General features: G+C 54.9%; 14 protein-coding genes and 1 tRNA gene. 4 read left to right on the top strand and 11 right to left on the bottom strand.

Translation table 11 applies throughout. The features are described 5' to 3' along the window. Positions 1-203: 203 nt before the first annotated feature. From GURA_RS14170 to nhaD, 4 genes are all read left to right on the top strand, one after another. The gene (locus tag GURA_RS14170; RefSeq protein WP_011939635.1) at positions 204-872 is read left to right on the top strand and encodes a TRAP transporter small permease; all 669 of its coding nucleotides are present in this window, start codon (positions 204-206) and stop codon (positions 870-872) included. Continuing rightward, positions 869-2,248, top strand: a complete 1,380-nt coding sequence (locus GURA_RS14175) for a TRAP transporter large permease (protein WP_011939636.1) — start codon at positions 869-871, stop codon at positions 2,246-2,248. The genes GURA_RS14170 and GURA_RS14175 overlap by 4 nt, the downstream gene beginning before the upstream one ends. Before the next feature lie 103 nt (positions 2,249-2,351). After that, positions 2,352-2,558, top strand: a complete 207-nt coding sequence (locus tag GURA_RS25375; RefSeq protein WP_083764900.1) for a DUF551 domain-containing protein — start codon at positions 2,352-2,354, stop codon at positions 2,556-2,558. A 158-nt stretch (positions 2,559-2,716) separates the two neighbouring features. Continuing rightward, positions 2,717-4,003: a sodium:proton antiporter NhaD gene (gene nhaD, locus GURA_RS14185; RefSeq protein ID WP_011939637.1), complete on the top strand. Its 1,287-nt coding sequence runs from the start codon at positions 2,717-2,719 to the stop codon at positions 4,001-4,003. A gap of 291 nt (positions 4,004-4,294) precedes the next feature. Here the strand turns inward: nhaD and GURA_RS14190 are convergent, their stop codons facing one another. The 11 genes from GURA_RS14190 to rlmB form a co-directional block, all read right to left on the bottom strand. Further along, a complete protein-coding gene (locus GURA_RS14190) occupies positions 4,295-5,287 on the bottom strand; it encodes a D-2-hydroxyacid dehydrogenase (RefSeq protein ID WP_011939638.1) in 993 nt (330 codons plus the stop codon). 46 nt (positions 5,288-5,333) lie between these two features. Further along, positions 5,334-7,181, bottom strand: coding sequence for a carbon starvation CstA family protein (locus tag GURA_RS14195; protein ID WP_011939639.1), 1,848 nt, complete (start codon positions 7,179-7,181; stop codon positions 5,334-5,336). Positions 7,182-7,671: 490 nt separating this feature from the next. Beyond that, a complete protein-coding gene (locus tag GURA_RS14200) occupies positions 7,672-8,424 on the bottom strand; it encodes a LytR/AlgR family response regulator transcription factor (protein WP_011939640.1) in 753 nt (250 codons plus the stop codon). Beyond that, positions 8,421-10,115 carry a sensor histidine kinase gene (locus tag GURA_RS14205; RefSeq protein WP_011939641.1) on the bottom strand — a complete coding sequence of 565 codons (1,695 nt, stop codon included), beginning with the start codon at positions 10,113-10,115 and terminating at the stop codon, positions 8,421-8,423. Before GURA_RS14205 ends, GURA_RS14200 begins: the two co-directional genes overlap by 4 nt. 228 nt (positions 10,116-10,343) lie before the next feature. Continuing rightward, on the bottom strand, positions 10,344-10,523 hold the full coding sequence (locus tag GURA_RS14210; RefSeq protein ID WP_041245470.1) for a hypothetical protein: 180 nt from the start codon (positions 10,521-10,523) through the stop codon (positions 10,344-10,346). A gap of 16 nt (positions 10,524-10,539) precedes the next feature. Next, the gene (locus GURA_RS14215) at positions 10,540-11,241 is read right to left on the bottom strand and encodes a DUF4276 family protein (protein ID WP_011939642.1); all 702 of its coding nucleotides are present in this window, start codon (positions 11,239-11,241) and stop codon (positions 10,540-10,542) included. Further along, complete coding sequence (locus GURA_RS14220; protein ID WP_011939643.1) at positions 11,234-12,370, bottom strand: AAA family ATPase; 1,137 nt, start codon at positions 12,368-12,370, stop codon at positions 11,234-11,236. The genes GURA_RS14215 and GURA_RS14220 overlap by 8 nt, the downstream gene beginning before the upstream one ends. A gap of 1,202 nt (positions 12,371-13,572) precedes the next feature. Next, positions 13,573-13,809, bottom strand: a complete 237-nt coding sequence (locus tag GURA_RS24690; protein ID WP_327049742.1) for a PDDEXK nuclease domain-containing protein — start codon at positions 13,807-13,809, stop codon at positions 13,573-13,575. Continuing rightward, positions 13,701-14,015: a DUF1016 N-terminal domain-containing protein gene (locus tag GURA_RS23560; protein WP_198134476.1), complete on the bottom strand. Its 315-nt coding sequence runs from the start codon at positions 14,013-14,015 to the stop codon at positions 13,701-13,703. The genes GURA_RS24690 and GURA_RS23560 overlap by 109 nt, the downstream gene beginning before the upstream one ends. Positions 14,016-14,757: 742 nt before the next feature. After that, positions 14,758-14,834 (bottom strand) — tRNA-Met (locus GURA_RS14225). A gap of 68 nt (positions 14,835-14,902) precedes the next feature. Further along, on the bottom strand, positions 14,903-15,631 hold the full coding sequence (rlmB, locus tag GURA_RS14230; RefSeq protein WP_011939644.1) for a 23S rRNA (guanosine(2251)-2'-O)-methyltransferase RlmB: 729 nt from the start codon (positions 15,629-15,631) through the stop codon (positions 14,903-14,905). Positions 15,632-15,670: the final 39 nt, after the last annotated feature.

A 15,670-nucleotide genomic window follows, 5' to 3' on the forward strand; every position in this document is an offset into this window, starting at 1 on the left:
CGGAGGCAACGACTCAAAGGCATGCCGTCCTTGCCTGACATCAGGCATCAGATTGCAAAGCTTCTGGTGCGAATATTGAAATGTTAAAGAACTATATGTGTCGGAGTAGTATTAGTAAGTTAGAAGTTATTTGTTGCGCTTCACCAGCAAAAAATAACTTCGTTAACGCACTTATCCCGTTTATCGGGGCTAGGAGAACCCCCATGAAATACCTCGACCACCTTGAGGAAATCATCATCACCTTCCTCATCGGCGCTGCGACCTGCATTATTGCTGTCGCCGTAGCGCACCGCTATTTATCGGGCATTCCCATCCCCGGTATGCAGGACTGGCTGCTCACCGTCAACATGAGCTGGGCCCAGGAGTTGTGCATCTACATGTTCGTCTGGATGGCCAAATTCGGCGCTGCCTACGGCGTGCGTACCGGCATCCACGTCGGCGTGGATGTGCTGGTCAACCGGCTGCCCGAAACCTGGCGTCTGAAGTGCGTCCTGCTTGGGATTGCCGGCGGCGCACTCTTCACCGGCCTGATCGGCACCCTCGGCGCACGCTTCGTATGGGAGAACGGCATGCATTACGCCGTGTTCAGCAAACTTGCAATGGACCTCACGGAGCTGATCGAGGGGCCGGTCACACCGGACCTCGAGTGGCCCACCTGGATCATCTACTCTGCCGTTCCGCTCGGCTCCTACCTGATGTGTTTCCGCTTCCTGCAGGTCGGCTGGACTTTCTTCCGCACCGGCGAGCTGCCCCATCACGATCACACCCATGTGGATGGCCTCGAAGAAGAAGTCGTCGACGAAACCGAAGCGCTTGAGGAGTTTGAAGTGCATAAATTTGAAAAACAGGAAAAAGATGGAGGTGCCAAATGAGTTCTGCTGTAGCTGGCTGGGAGCAGTTTTCCAAGAAAAAGGCGGCTACCTGGCTGATCGGCATTGCCGCCGCACTCGGGGCCATCGCTCTGCTCGGCAGCACCGGAATCGTCTTTGCGCTGTTGCTGGCACTGATGCTGACCGGCATGCCGATTTCCATCGCCCTCGGTCTCACCGTTCTTTCGTTCCTGTTCTTCTTTGCCGATGTGCCGACTGAAGCGGTGGCGATGAAACTCTTCACCGGCATTGAGAAGTTCGAGATCATGGCGATCCCCTTCTTTATCCTGGCGGGGAATTTCCTGACCCACGGCGGTGTTGCCAAACGGATGATCAATTTCGCCACCTCCATAGTGGGGCACTGGCACGGCGGCCTGGCCCTGGCCGGCGTCGTGGCATGCGCACTGTTTGCTGCGGTGTCCGGTTCCAGCCCGGCCACGGTCGTGGCCATCGGCTCCATCATGATGCCGGCGATGGTGAAGGCAGGTTTCCCAAAACGTTTCGGAGCCGGTGTCATCACCACCTCCGGATCGCTGGGCATCCTGATTCCACCATCGATCCCGATGGTGATCTATTGCGTGGCCACCAACTCGTCGGTGGGTGCCCTCTTCATGGGGGGCGTTATTCCCGGCCTGATGCTGGCCACCCTGCTGGGCCTGGTTGCCTGGTATCTTGCCCGGAAGAACAACTACCCGCGGATGCCCAAGGCCACGACGGCTCAACGCATCAAGGCCTTCCGGGAGAGCGTCTGGGGGCTGCTGCTAATCGTGATCGTCCTGGGCGGCATCTACAGCGGCATGTTCACCCCCACCGAAGCAGCTGCCATGAGTGCGGTATATGCTTTTATCATCGCCGTGTTCGTCTACCGCGACGTCCCGTTCAAGAAGATCCCCAAGGTGCTGCTAGACTCGGCCAGCATGTCGGCCATGCTGCTCTATATCATTACCAACGCGGTGCTATTCTCCTTCCTGATGACCCACGAGAACATCCCCCAGATCATGGCCGACTGGATCCTCGGCCATAACCTCGGCGTGGTCTCCTTCCTGCTGGTCACCAACGTGCTGCTCCTCCTGGCCGGCAACGTGATGGAGCCCTCCTCCATCATCCTGATCCTGGCGCCGATCCTGTTCCCGGTGGCAATGCAGCTCGGTATCGATCCGATCCACTTCGGCGTCCTGATCACGGTGAACATGGAAGTCGGCATGTGTCATCCGCCGGTAGGTTTGAACCTGTACGTGGCCAGCGGCATCACCAAGATGGGGATATCGGAGCTGACGCTGGCGGTCATGCCGTGGCTTCTCGCCATGGTGGGATTCATGCTGCTGGTAACCTATGTGCCGGCGATATCGTTGTGGCTGCCGCGAATGCTGGGATACTGATCACTTCTGTGACGCAGCTTCAACCAGCTTGGTGTTCCAAAGAGAGTAACCGTATAAGTGTTCAGGAATTTCAGATGAACGCAATGAAAGGAAAGGGAAGGAAATGAAATGGATCGCTGCGAAGGATGGTCTGCCGAATGCGTCTGAACGCGTTCTCCTTTTCACTCCGTATCAGATTTTCGGAGATGATCACGCGTGCGTAGGAAACAAGGAGAGCATCACGACCTGTACTGCCAGAATAAACGGGAAGCTGGTACCCATATTTACCCACTGGATGCCGCTGCCGCCAAAACCGGAGCAGCACTCCTGATGCCGGGCTTCGCAGTGCGGCACAATCATCAATGTAACTGATGCTGGAAGAGCACATACTGCCATGTGTGCTCCTTTCGAGGCCGGGGGAGCAATCCCCCGGTTTTTTTATCCGGCGGCCGACCAATTATCGACTATTGACAACAGAGGAATATCGTCGTGTTAACCGCACTCATTGTTATCTTCATCATCGCCTATACCGCCATTGCCCTGGAGCATCCGATCAAAATCAACAAGTCCGCATCAGCCTTGATAGCCGCCGGACTTTTGTGGACCATATATGCCCTGTCGACAGGCGATCACAATCTGGTCGGCAAGCAGCTTGAGGAATCGTTGACGGGCACAGCCCAGATCGTCTTCTTCCTGATGGGGGCCATGACCATTGTCGAGGTGGTGGACGCCCACAACGGCTTCAATGTGATCACCTCACGCATCAGGACCACCAGTCTCACCTCGCTCCTCTGGCTGATAGGCATCGTCACCTTTTTCCTCAGTTCCGTGCTGGACAACCTGACCACCACCATCGTCATGATCTCGCTGCTGAAGAAACTGCTGGACAGGCACGAGGACCGGCTCTTCTTCGCCGGCATCATCGTCATCGCCGCCAATGCCGGCGGCGCCTGGTCCCCCATCGGCGACGTCACCACCACCATGCTCTGGATCGGTGGACAGATCACCACCCTGGCCATCATGAAGGGGGTGTTTCTCGCATCGTTCCTCAACATGGTCGTGCCTCTGGCTGTCACCAGCTATTTTCTGAGAGGGAGGCAGGTAATCAGCCCATCCAAAAACGAGGAGCATGGCCACCGCACCAGAACCTCACCGTTCGAGCAGAATCTGATGTTTGCCATGGGGATCGGCATACTGGTCTGCGTGCCGATCTTCAAGACCGTAACCCACCTGCCGCCATTTATGAGTATTCTGTTCGGCCTGGGTATCCTCTGGCTCGTGGGGGAAGTGGTGCACAGCAAGAAAGACGAAGAAGCAAAGGAGCACCTCACGCTGGTACGTGCTCTCAAGCAGATCGACATGAGTTCCATCGTCTTCTTTATCGGTATCCTGCTGGCTGTGGCAACTCTCGAGCATAGCCACATCCTGACCAATCTCGCCAGGTTGCTCGACCAGACCGTGGGGCGTCAGGATGTCATCGTCACGATAATCGGCATGATCAGTGCCATAGTGGATAACGTGCCGCTGGTTGCCGCTTCAATGGGAATGTACAGCCTGGCCCAGTTCCCGACCGACAGCTTCCTCTGGGAGTTCATAGCCTACTGCGCCGGCACAGGGGGGTCAATATTGATCATCGGTTCGGCAGCAGGGGTAGCAGCCATGGGGTTGGAAAAAATACATTTTTTCTGGTACGTGAAGAAAATCAGTGGATTGGCACTGGTTGGCTACTTTGCAGGAATTGCCACATATATAGTTCAGTACAGACTCTTTCACTGAACCTAAAACCGGCAGTTGGAAGCGCCCGAAGAGAGTGACTTTGGACTATTTCGTTGCTGCTCTTGGCGAAATGAAGCGTTAACAGTCGATATTGTCTGAACCCAAAGGGTGAGTTTATCGGCTGTAGCGTAATGAGCAGCAGAAATAGGACATTCGGAGCGAAAGTAGGGGGCTTTCAACTGCCGAATCCAGGCTGAAACGCCCCTGGACGCACGGCGCCCCACCAGAATTTCCTGGTGGGGCGCCGTATGGTTTTATTGCCGGCGCTGGCCGGCAGATGCAACGACTGGATCAGCTTGCCGGAGCCAGATATTGACCATTCACCACATTTATCGGGGAACCGCCCAGAAAGGAAGCCACATTTGCGGCCACGATATCCATCAGCCGCCGACGGGCGGCCAGAGAAGCCCAGGCGATATGCGGGGTAAAGATACAATTGGGTGCGGACAAGAGCGGATTTTCCGCCAGCATCGGTTCATGGGCAACCACATCCAGAGCGGCACCGGCAATCTGTCCGGAGCGTAATGCATGGGCAAGATCGGCCTCGTTCACCAACCCTCCCCGCGCCACATTGATCAGGAAGGCCCCGGGCTTCATGCACCCCAGCAGGCGGGAGTTGACGAAACCGGTGTTTTCCGGGGTCTGGGGACAGTTGAGCGTCACCACATCGGCGATGGCGAACAACTCCTCCAGCGGGACGAAACTGACCGGGACCGGGCCGGCGTCCTGCGGAATACGTGGCGCATAAGCAATCACCCGCATGCCGAAGGCGGCAGCGATACGAGCCACGGCCTTGCCGATCACGCCGTACCCGACGATCCCGATCGTCAACCCGTTCAGCTCGACGATCGGCGCCTTCCAGAAGGAATGGTCCGGGCAGCGGATCCACTCACCGGCTTTTACGGCGGCATCGTGTACACCGACGTTCACAGCCAACTCCAGCAGCAGTGCAAAGGTTGTCTGGGCCACCGATTCGGTGGAATAGGCCGGGACATTGGAGACCGGAATACCGAGTGCGCCGGCAGCAGCCACATCGACATTGTTGTAGCCCGTGGCCAATAGCGAGATATACCTGAGTTTCGGCAGGGCTTTCAGGGTGTCGGCATCCAGCTTGACCTTGCTGAGCAGGATGATCTCCGCGTCCCTGGCGCGCTCCAGCTTGAGCTCAGGCGGGGTGCGATCGTAAATTGTGCAGTCGCCCAGGGACTCCAGCGGAGTCCACGGGTTGTCGCCGGGGTTAATGGTATAACCGTCCAGAATTGCGATTTTTGCATTATTCGTCATGCTCGTGTGCTCCTTTATTGAGTTGCCTGCAACAGCATCATAACCTTCACTCCTGCACCGGCAACGGAAACAACACTTCCTTCCGTTCTTCGGTCAGCGCCAGCACCTGATCGCCATGGCTGTCGGCAACCGTTTTATTGATCTGCATCAGTGCATACCAGCGCCGGAAGGCCTCGGCAAAGACGATGGTCATCAGCACCATCAGGATTACTGACATGCCGGCCAGGAGATACAGCCCCTTGGGGAGGAAGTTTTTGGTGATGTTTAGGTAGCCCGCCCACATGCAGATCGGCATCATGAACAGGCCGGGACCGGCGGTCACCCAGGCGTACTTCGCCTTGCCGAGCCTGATCAGCATGGTGGTGCCGACAATCAGGGCACAGGTGGCCAGGAGCTGGTTGCTCATGCCGAACAGCGGCCAGATGGTGGAGATGTCGCCGGTGTAGACCAGGTAGCCCCAGGCCGAGGTGAACAAGGCGCTGGTGACGATGATGCCGGGCTTCCATCCGTTGTCGGCAAATGGCGCGTAGATCTTGCCGAGCATCTCCTGGAGCAGGTAGCGTCCCACGCGGGTGCCGGCGTCCACGGCGGTCAGGATGAAGACCGCCTCGAACATGATGGCGAAGTGATACCAGTAGGCCATCATCCCCTTCATGAACGGTACGGCGGAGAAGATGTAGGCCATGCCGACCGCCAGGGAAACGGCGCCGCCGGGGCGCCCCTGGACCTGTTCGCCCACCTGGGCGGCCAGTACCGGCAGGTTGACCGGCGTCATGTTGAGGGTCGCAAAAACCTTGGGCGCGGCGTTGATGGCAAAATAATCGGCCGGCACCAGCACGCAGGCGGCGATCAGGGCCATGATGGCGACAAAACCCTCCACCAGCATGGCGCCGTAACCGACAAACAGGATGTCGCGTTCGTTGGCAATCATCTTCGGGGTGGTGCCGGAGCCGATTATAGCATGGAATCCGGACAGGGCGCCACAGGCAATGGTGATGAAGATGAAGGGAAAGGCAGCGCCGGGGATGATCGGACCGCCGCCGAAGAAGTAGGAGGAAATGGCCGGCATGTGCAGGTCGGGATGAACGAAGACGATCCCCATGGCCAAAAGGCCGATGGTGCCGATCTTGAGATAGGTGGAGAGGTAGTCGCGGGGCACCAGCAGGAACCAGACCGGCAGCACCGAGGCGGCAAAGCCGTAGGCCGGGATGATCAGGGCCAGCTGCTTCTTGGAGAAGGTGAACATGGCTGCCAGGGCCGGGTCGGCGGCAACATAGGGGCCGACGAGGATCGACAGCGCCAGCAGGATCACGCCGATGATGCTCCCCCCCTTGATGTCGCCGGGGCGGATCTTCTGCATGTAGACGCCCATGATCATGGCGATCGGGATGGTGGCGAAGACGGTGAAGGTCCCCCAAGGGCTGTTGAACATGGCGTTGACCACCGCGATGGAGAGTCCGGCCAGGGTCAGGATCAGGATGAAGAGGATCGCGAAGGAGGCCACCTTGCCGGCGACCTTGCCGATCTCGGCCTCGGCGATGACCGAGAGACTCTTGCCCTTGTGGCGCACCGATGCAAACAGCACGACGGCATCGTGCACGCCGCCCGCCAGCACCGCCCCGATCAGAATCCAGAGCGCGCCGGGCAGGAAGCCGAACTGGGCCGCCAGCACCGGTCCGAGCAGCGGTCCGGCAGCTGCGATGGCGGCGAAATGATGACCGAACAGGACATACTTGTTGGTCTTCATGTAGTCATGGCCATCCTCGTAGGTCACGGCCGGTGTGGCCCGTTCCGGCCGCAGGTTCAAGACCCTGTTGGCCAGGAACAGGCCGTAGAACCGATAGCCGATTGCGAAGACACATGCTGCGGCAAAAATGAGTGTTAACGAATTCATCTGAATCCCCCTTTCTTGGTAGACGACATTTATCCTAAAAACGGCATTTGAACCGCAAAGACGCCAAGAACGCGAAGAAAATCAATACATTTGATACAGAAAACCTTCTTACCCAAAAGGTGATCACAGGCTGTTTATTAACTCTTTGATTTCTTCGCGAACTTTGCGGCTTTGCGGTAATGAACTGCTTTTTCTAGGTTTATTCCCCTAAGCGATACGGCAGGTAATGAGATGCGCCCCGAACAGGACTAGTACACTGTAATATCTGAATCTACCCCCCCTCAGTCCCCCCTTACCTAAGGGGGGAAGCCTTGAAGTCTCCCCTTAGATAAGGGGAGATTTAGAGGGGTTATCCGCAAAAATAAGTGTTACATGGTACTATTCCGTTGTTATGTTCAGGATAGTGAGGTTGTTACGGAAGATAAAGGGGTAGTCTGTGAATGGTCGCAATCGGGGGATGAATGGCAGATTATCGGGGATGAACAGCAGATTATAAATCAAAATGCCTTTTTAAATCCTTCACATTGTAACGGCTGACCGGCACCTCGCTCCGTTCGCGGTCGTCCATGATCAGCTTGTAGCTGCCGTTGAACCAGGGGATCACTTCGCGGACATGATTGATGTTGACGAGGAAGCTGCGGTGGGTCCTGACAAATCCGGCTGCAGCGAGCTTCTGCTCCAGTTCGTTGAGGGCGCAGCGGGTCCGGTACCTGCCGTCAACGGCGTGGACAAGCACCTCCCCCTCTTCGGCACGGGCAAAAATGATCCGCTCCGCTGCGGTCGGGACGATGGTCTCCCCCCGGTAGAGGATGATTTTGCGGCAGGCTTCGAGGGGCTGCCGCGCTTCCGGTACCGGTGGAGCGACTGTCGGGGAAAGGGCTTTGGCGGCCTTGGCAACCGCCTTGGCAACCCGCTCCAGGGTGAAGGGTTTGCACAGGTAATCGATGGCGTCGACCTCAAAGGCCTGCAGTGCGTATTCGTCAAAAGCGGTTGCAAACACAAGTAGTGGGCGCTCCGGCAACTCGCACAGGAACTGGGCCAGTTCCAGGCCGCTCAGCCCGGGCATCTGGATATCGAGAAAGACCAGGTTCGGCTTGGTTTCGCGGAGCCCCTTCAGCGCAGTGCTGCCGTTGGCGGCCTCGCCAACCACCTCCACCGTTGCGATCTGCTCCAGGAGATAGCGCAGTTCCCTCCTGGCCGGGGCCTCGTCATCGATGATGAAGGTGCGCAGTGCCGTACTCATGGCTGCGGCACCGTGAACGAAACGGTCGTGCCCTGACCGGGCTCGCTCTCGATCTGTAAAGCGTGCTCAGCCCCGTAGAGCGCCGAAAGCCTGGCATTGACGTTCTTCAGGGCAATCCCGGCCCCTTCCTGGGGCGACGGGCGGTCTGTGTCAATAAACAGCGCCGCCAACCGGGCAGCCGACATCCCGACCCCGTTGTCCCTGACCTCGATCCGTACCAGCCCGTTGTCCCGGTGCGCCGCGATGTTTACCTCGCCCCCTTCCTCGCGGAGCAGGATGCCGTGCTTGAGAGCGTTCTCCACCAGCGGCTGGAGGATCAGCTGCGGGAGCAGACAGCCGAGCGCCGTTTCGTCCAGGTCGTAGGACACCCTGATTCGCTCCTCGAAGCGGGCCGACTCGATGGCGATATAGGCCCGGCAGTGTTCCAGTTCGGTCGCCAGGGATACATTCCCCACTCCCGGATTGATGTTGGTGCGGAAAAAGTCGGCCAGCTTCACCAGCAGCCCCGAGGCGGTCTCCGGGCTGGTGCGGGTGTAGCTGATGATGGTGTTGATGGCGTTGAAGAGGAAGTGGGGGTTGATCTGGGCCTGGAGCGCCTTGATCTCGGCATCCTTGACCAGCTTTTTTTGCTCGTCCAGGGCCGATATCTCCAGCTGGTTGGAAAAGAGGTGGGCCAGACCGTTGGCCAGTTCCCTGTCCAGGGGGGTGATGCCGTTCTCCTTCAAGCGGAACAGCTGCAGGGTACCGATGGTCCTGTCCTGCTTGACGAGCGGCACGATAATGGCGGAGCCCAGGCGACAGTCGGCATGGGTGCAGCTGATCTCCTCACGGGTGAGCGGCGCCGCAATGCGGCCGCTGGTGAGCACTGTTCGGGTGGAAGCATGCAATAACGATGTACCGGGACGGTGATGGGCGTTTTCCGCCCCGGCATATGCCAGAATCTGCGATTCGTCGGAAATGGCCACCGCATCCAGATCGGCCATTTCCAGGATGATACGGGCGGTTTCGGATGCGGATGCGCCGGTGAGACCACTACGCAGGAACGGCAGGGTGCGCAAGGCGATATCCAGGGCGGTCTGGGCCTGGGAGGCAGCGAAACGCTCCTTTTCCTTGTACACGGAAGCCACCAGTTCCACAAACAGCGCCAGCCCGAGGGAGTTGACCAGGATCATCGGAAGACCGATGATGCTAACCAGGTTGAGCGCCGCCGAAAAGGGCTTCGGAATGATGAGCAGTATAGCCATCTGGAGGCTTTCGACGATCACCCCGGTGATGAAGGCCACAGCCGGATCGAACGGTCGCCGCTTCAGGCGGTGGTAGATCAGGCCGCCGGCCACGCCCTCGATGACGGTCGCCACCCCGCAGGCCGTGGCGGTAAAACCGCCGATGTCGATCAGGTAGCGATGCCCGCCGGCAATAACACCCGCCGCAAAACCGACCAGCGGGCCGCCGAGAATCCCCCCCAGCGCGACCCCCACAACCCTTGAATTGGCAATGGCATTCTGGATGGGAACACCCATGTAGGTTCCGGCGATTCCGAAAAGACCGAAGAGAACCGACAGGGAAAGCTTTTCGTAGCGATTGGCTTTCCCCGTCAAAAGCCTCTTGAAGATGTCGAAACGCATGATCAGGATGAATGCAATGGCAAAAATCCCGAGCCGTTCCAGCAAATTTATGAGAAGATTGTGCATAGTCGATAACCCGTCAATGTGCCTGAGTTATGAAGTTACTCTTATCGCTCCATTTGTGTCAATCATCATTTACCTATACGAAGGAGCGGCGCTTTTGGAGGAAGCGAAGGCTGCAAAACGGCGGGGATGGGGGTCTTGGTGGGAAACCATGGTACATATACACTGAAAAAGGAGTCAACCGAATCGGCTAACCCCTTGACAATAGAACATACACAAAGCTTGATTTTTTCAGACTTGAATCTCTTCCGGCTTGAGCCAGATCATTTTACCGTCGCGCCAGACGACAACAGGATTACCGGTCTGTTTGTGCTTCTTGAGAGCTTCCTGGACACCGGTTGCCAATGAGTCGGTTATCTTTTCCTGGTCGGCAAGCGCTTCTTCTATTTTATCCCTGTACTGTGCTCCCACCGTAGGCCTCCGCAATTCAGACATTAACTCGCATCTGAAGACATTCAAGTCTTGTCAGCCAGTTATTAAAGTGGGTGCATTGTTTTCGTATAGTTGTAATGCCGATAGCCTCGGAAATCGTCTTGCCATTGGCGACCTTGCGGTATCCATTTTTTAATGCTTCAAGCCGCTTAGATGGTGCTTTCGCAGGATCATCGTTTATTTCTTCCGGGCTGTTATATTTCCCAATAATTTCCTGAATCTTGGACACATCTATGTCAGTCTTTTCTGCTAGGACGTCTGCATCACTGAAAAGTAACGCTTCAAATTCGTGCATTTCGATATATGGGATAAATCTGCTTTCTGCGTTATAGCCAGTGAACTCTTTCACGATCTCAGAATTAGTGGCTGCCTCAAGAATATCGGCCTTCTGGATAGCTGTAAGAGAACTTCCATTTCGTATTTGCCTGCTAACTTCAGCTCTTCCTGGCCATTCAGAATCTATCCTAAAGTAATCAAACATCGTTGACACATAAGTCTCAGGACGCTGTTTGAGAAAATTGCCAATGTCTGTCTTAGCCCTGTCAAATTGAATGTCTCCGCCTTTTTGACCAGGTTTACCAATTAAAGCTGGAAGCAGATATATTCCCTTATGTGCCATCTGCGGGGCCAGCACATCACGCACGAAGGTCTGTTCTGTCTGCCCTTCCACAACGATGTAGATTTCAATACTACTCATAAGCAGGCCCTCCGGTGACAACGTTCTTACGCCAGAGGTCGCCCAACGAATAATCTTTAAGCCATGAAGAAAGTTCGCGCTTATTCAACCGTTCAAAGACTGATGCGCCCTGTTTTCGATTCACGACAATAATGTCTTCCGGTTCAAAATAATCGACGAGAGCAGGGGACTGAGTTGACACGATGAGCTGTGTATTTTTGGATGTAGCCTTAATCAGCTCGGCCAAAATTTCGATAGCATATGGATGCAAGCCCAGTTCCGGCTCATCAATAATGATGGTTGAGGGCGGGTCAGGTTGCAGAAGCGCCGTCGTCAAACAGATAAATCGGAGAGTACCATCGGACAGATGATGAGGTTTAAGTGGATAGTCGGAACCCTTCTGTCTCCAACGCAGCCTCACCCTTTCATTTTTGTCCGGCTTAAGGATAAAATCGTCGAAGAAGGGGGTAACCAAACGAATTGTATCAATGATTTGTTCATAAACTTTTTGTTTGCTAACTCGTCTGTTATTTTTTAAATCATATAAAAAGGAGGCGATGTTAGCCGCGTCAAACCGTAAATATTCGCTATCGTCAATCGTCCCATAGCGGCGCATCTGAGCTAATTTGCTGGTGTCGTGGAAATGATAGATTTTCCATGATGAAATCGCATTATAGATATGGGAGGCAACGCTGCGACCACCAGCAACGCCCCTTTTATCCTTTTCTTTAAGCAATTCCGGCGAAGTTTGTCCGCTTCCCAGTTCCCACCAGCCGACAGTGCTGCCTTCATAGTAGCTCGCCTCATCATTTATGATAAAGTTCTCGTCTGCGGTGGGGGCAAGTTTAAAACGATAACCGTTTTGGCCGAATCTTGTTACAACTTCGATCTGATCTGTGACCTTTGGACCATTAAACAGGAAATCGTCACTACCGCCACCATCGGCAATATAGGTTTTCAAGCTAGCACTGGCAAGGCCCGGCAATGGCAATTCCAACATGGCACGCAGCAGACGAAAAAAATCGATAAAGTTGCTTTTTCCGGCGCCGTTGCCACCTATGAGGACATTCAAGTTGGATAGCTCAAAATCTTCAAGGGACCGGATTGATTTAAAGCCCTTAATTGTTAATTTATCTAATGGCTGCGCCATACTAATGCTCCCTCCACGTTCCTTGCAGCAGATCCTGGCTCTCTTTGTCTTTCCGGCTCCATTAGGAGCGGCAATTATTTGAGATGGGGCTTTTTAATAAATGGCTCTTATCCATTATCGGGGCCTACCCCTAGAGCAGCACAGTTGCCTAGAATTGCTTTTTCGCATGACTTCCGTATTTACTGCCGATCTGTGGGCTCTCAAGAAAATAGTCGTCGGTCGAGTTGGCTGGTATACCTTCCGAGGAAGAGAAAGCGTACTCTTGCCATAGGTCTTGAACGGAACCTCATGGTAATGCTTGACGACCTTCACACCTATCCAGTGCAGTGTGGGCATCCAGAGTCTCGTATCACGGAATAACTTGACTGTATAATATACATCATCAGCACCAGATATCCTAATAATTTCTAAGAGATACACCTATCATATAGTAAAAAGGCCAAGTCATGCGACTTGGCCCTTAAGGCTACTATTGATATTTTACCGATCCTCTTCAGGATCGACTCTTGCTTGCATAAACATTAAAAACCACCCATCCCAAGAAGTTGATTCATCATTATCGAGTAAATGGTTGGTAACATGCCTCTATCTGGTCCAGGAACGATGTCTACTTTTTGCATTCAAAGGCTAAGGAGGGCTATTCTTTCATTATAAGTCTATATGGCCATGGTATTTGGTAACCAGTGGTACATGATGGGTTAACTACCAATCATCTGAAGGGGTCTGAATCATCTGAAGGGGTGTCGCGGTAGGAATGCCGGTTACCCGGCACCCCCCGCACAGATCCCAGCGAGCAGATTTCCCGCACTGGGCTCCTGCCTCAGGTAGTGACGCGCAAGCGAGCTTCAGGATAAGGGTGATATATGCGCGGCGGGGGAAGCCAGCGTGTTGCTATCAGGCTCATGCGCTCCCAGGTTGTTCGCTGCCGTTGACTCCGGCGACGAAGCGTCCACTTCCAGTAGCAGAGCAGATGATACCTAAATGCGCTGAGTCTGCGACTGTTGCGCGGCACCCCATAGTATCGGTAATGCCCCAACAATACGGATCGCAGCCATTTTCCCACTTCCGTGATGGGAGTGTGCATGCGCTTGCGTAGCTCCTGCTTGGGTGAGAAAAATGGGGTCAGTGAGAAAAATGGGGTCAGCCCCTGACATGAGACAAACTCACTCTTTTCAACCTCATATTCCCAACACGAAATACTTCTACGCCCCATACCTCACCATCCTCTCCTTCACCACCATCTCCCGCTCCCGCTCAATCTCGGCCCGCAACTCCTCCTCGCTCGGCAGATACAGCCGGTACCTGGACGCAAAGAGCTGCCGGCTCTCGTTCAGCACCGAGTACTGCACCACCGTGTGGTCTTTCTCCGTGCAGAGGGTGATACCAACGGTCGGATTGTCCCCCTCACCCTTGACCCTGTCCTCGTACAGTCCGCAGATATTCCACGCGGTGCGTGGAATATTGGAAAAGACAGGTAGAACTGCCTGAAGTAAGAGAGATTCGAGACGCCGAACCCTGAGCCAAATTCCGATGTCAGCCTCTCAGACAGATCGCGAATCAACGCCTTACCATATCCCGCGCGTTCCATCCCCTGCTGCTCTTCCTCGACGATCATCCGTCCTACGTTCCAGTAGGCTTCGATCATATGAAGTTGACAGCACGATAGCTGTTGGAGCGGGCATTACGAAGGAGATCAGCCACCGCCTGGCAGAATTCGGCAGGTACGACATCGCTCCCTGGCCGAACTGCAGTTCCACCCTCGCGGCCCTTACTCCGCTTTGTTGTTTTACGTTGCGTCAACGCACACTCCCAAAGCCGTTGTCACCCCACCCTCTGCCACAACAATCGGCATCTCAAACATGAAAAAGCCGCCAATCAGCATATCACTGACCCGGCGGCTTATATCTACACGCAGTGCATCCATTCCACTTTCTATCGCCCATCCCCAAAAACTCCGCATAACGCAATAAAATGAGCCTCCTATTTACACCCTGGATGCGCTCGGTGTCAACCTTTAGCTAGTTTCCATCCGGAAACGGTTCTTTTCCGCCCTGGCGGTGTCAATCTTCAGGCTTGCTTGTGCGGCGTACCGATGTACGCCTCCGCGCAATCCCTCGATTTCCTTGCCAGGACGAAAAATCCCTCGTTTCCGAATTGGAAACCAATAGTGTCACATCCGGAGTTTCCGGATGGACACTAGCTAGGGATTTTCTAACTTGTTTCTCATCAGGAGTTTCCATTGAGCTGATTTTGGAGTTGCGGATTTCTAGACTGGGGAAGACGGGACCAAACAGTTGTCTCAGATTGGAGATGATCTTACTGTACAAAATACTCTACTGCCATCAAAAAAAGGGGTCAGCCGTATCGGCTGACCCCTTGAATTTGTTTGGTTGCGGGGAGAGGATTTGAACCTCTGACCTTCGGGTTATGAGCCCGACGAGCTACCAGACTGCTCCACCCCGCGTTAACTTTTTGTTTGTACCACAGACGTAACTTTTATGTCAATAAAAAGTTTCAGTCGAATGGATATATTTAACTTTTACTTCTTTGCCGCACCACTTCAAACAACAGTATACCGCCGGCAACTGAGGCATTGAGGGAATTTACCCCTCCCCGCAGTGGAATCGACACCAGAAAATCGCATTTCTTTTTTACTAGCGGTCTGATTCCTTCCCCTTCGCTGCCGATAACCAGAACCACTGCTCCTGTCAATTTCTGGTCGAATATGGACAGCGGTGACTCGCCGTCCGCACCGTAAATCCAGAACCCCGCATTTTTCAACTCTTCAAGCGTATGGGCAACGTTCGTCACTTCAGCAACCGGAATGGTCTCAATTGCGCCTGCCGAAGCCTTCTCAACCGTCGCCGTCACTCCCACCGCCCGGTCCCTGGGGATGATGACCCCCTGCGCTCCGGCACAGGCGGCACTGCGGATCAGTGCGCCGAGGTTGTGGGGATCCTGAACGCCATCCAGAACAAGCAATAGTCCATCTGTGCCGGGCACGAGGATGTCGGACAATTGGGCGTAGGCAAAGGGCTCCGCTCTGAGAGCCACCCCTTGATGATGTTCGGTGCCGCAGAGGCGGGCTATATCACGTTTGTCCCGCTGCCGAACAGGCACTCCCTTTTCAGCTGCAAGAGCAAGGAGCTTTTCCAGACGCCTGTCACTGCCGCCGGGAGCCACAAAAAGCTCGAAGGCCCTCCGTTTACCGCGGAGGGCCTCCATAACAGAGTTCAGCCCGTATATGATCTCATCTTTCATTATATATTCCTTTGCCCATCATCAGACATGGAGAACTGT

Source organism: Geotalea uraniireducens Rf4 (assembly GCF_000016745.1).
GTDB lineage: Bacteria > Desulfobacterota > Desulfuromonadia > Geobacterales > Geobacteraceae > Geotalea > Geotalea uraniireducens.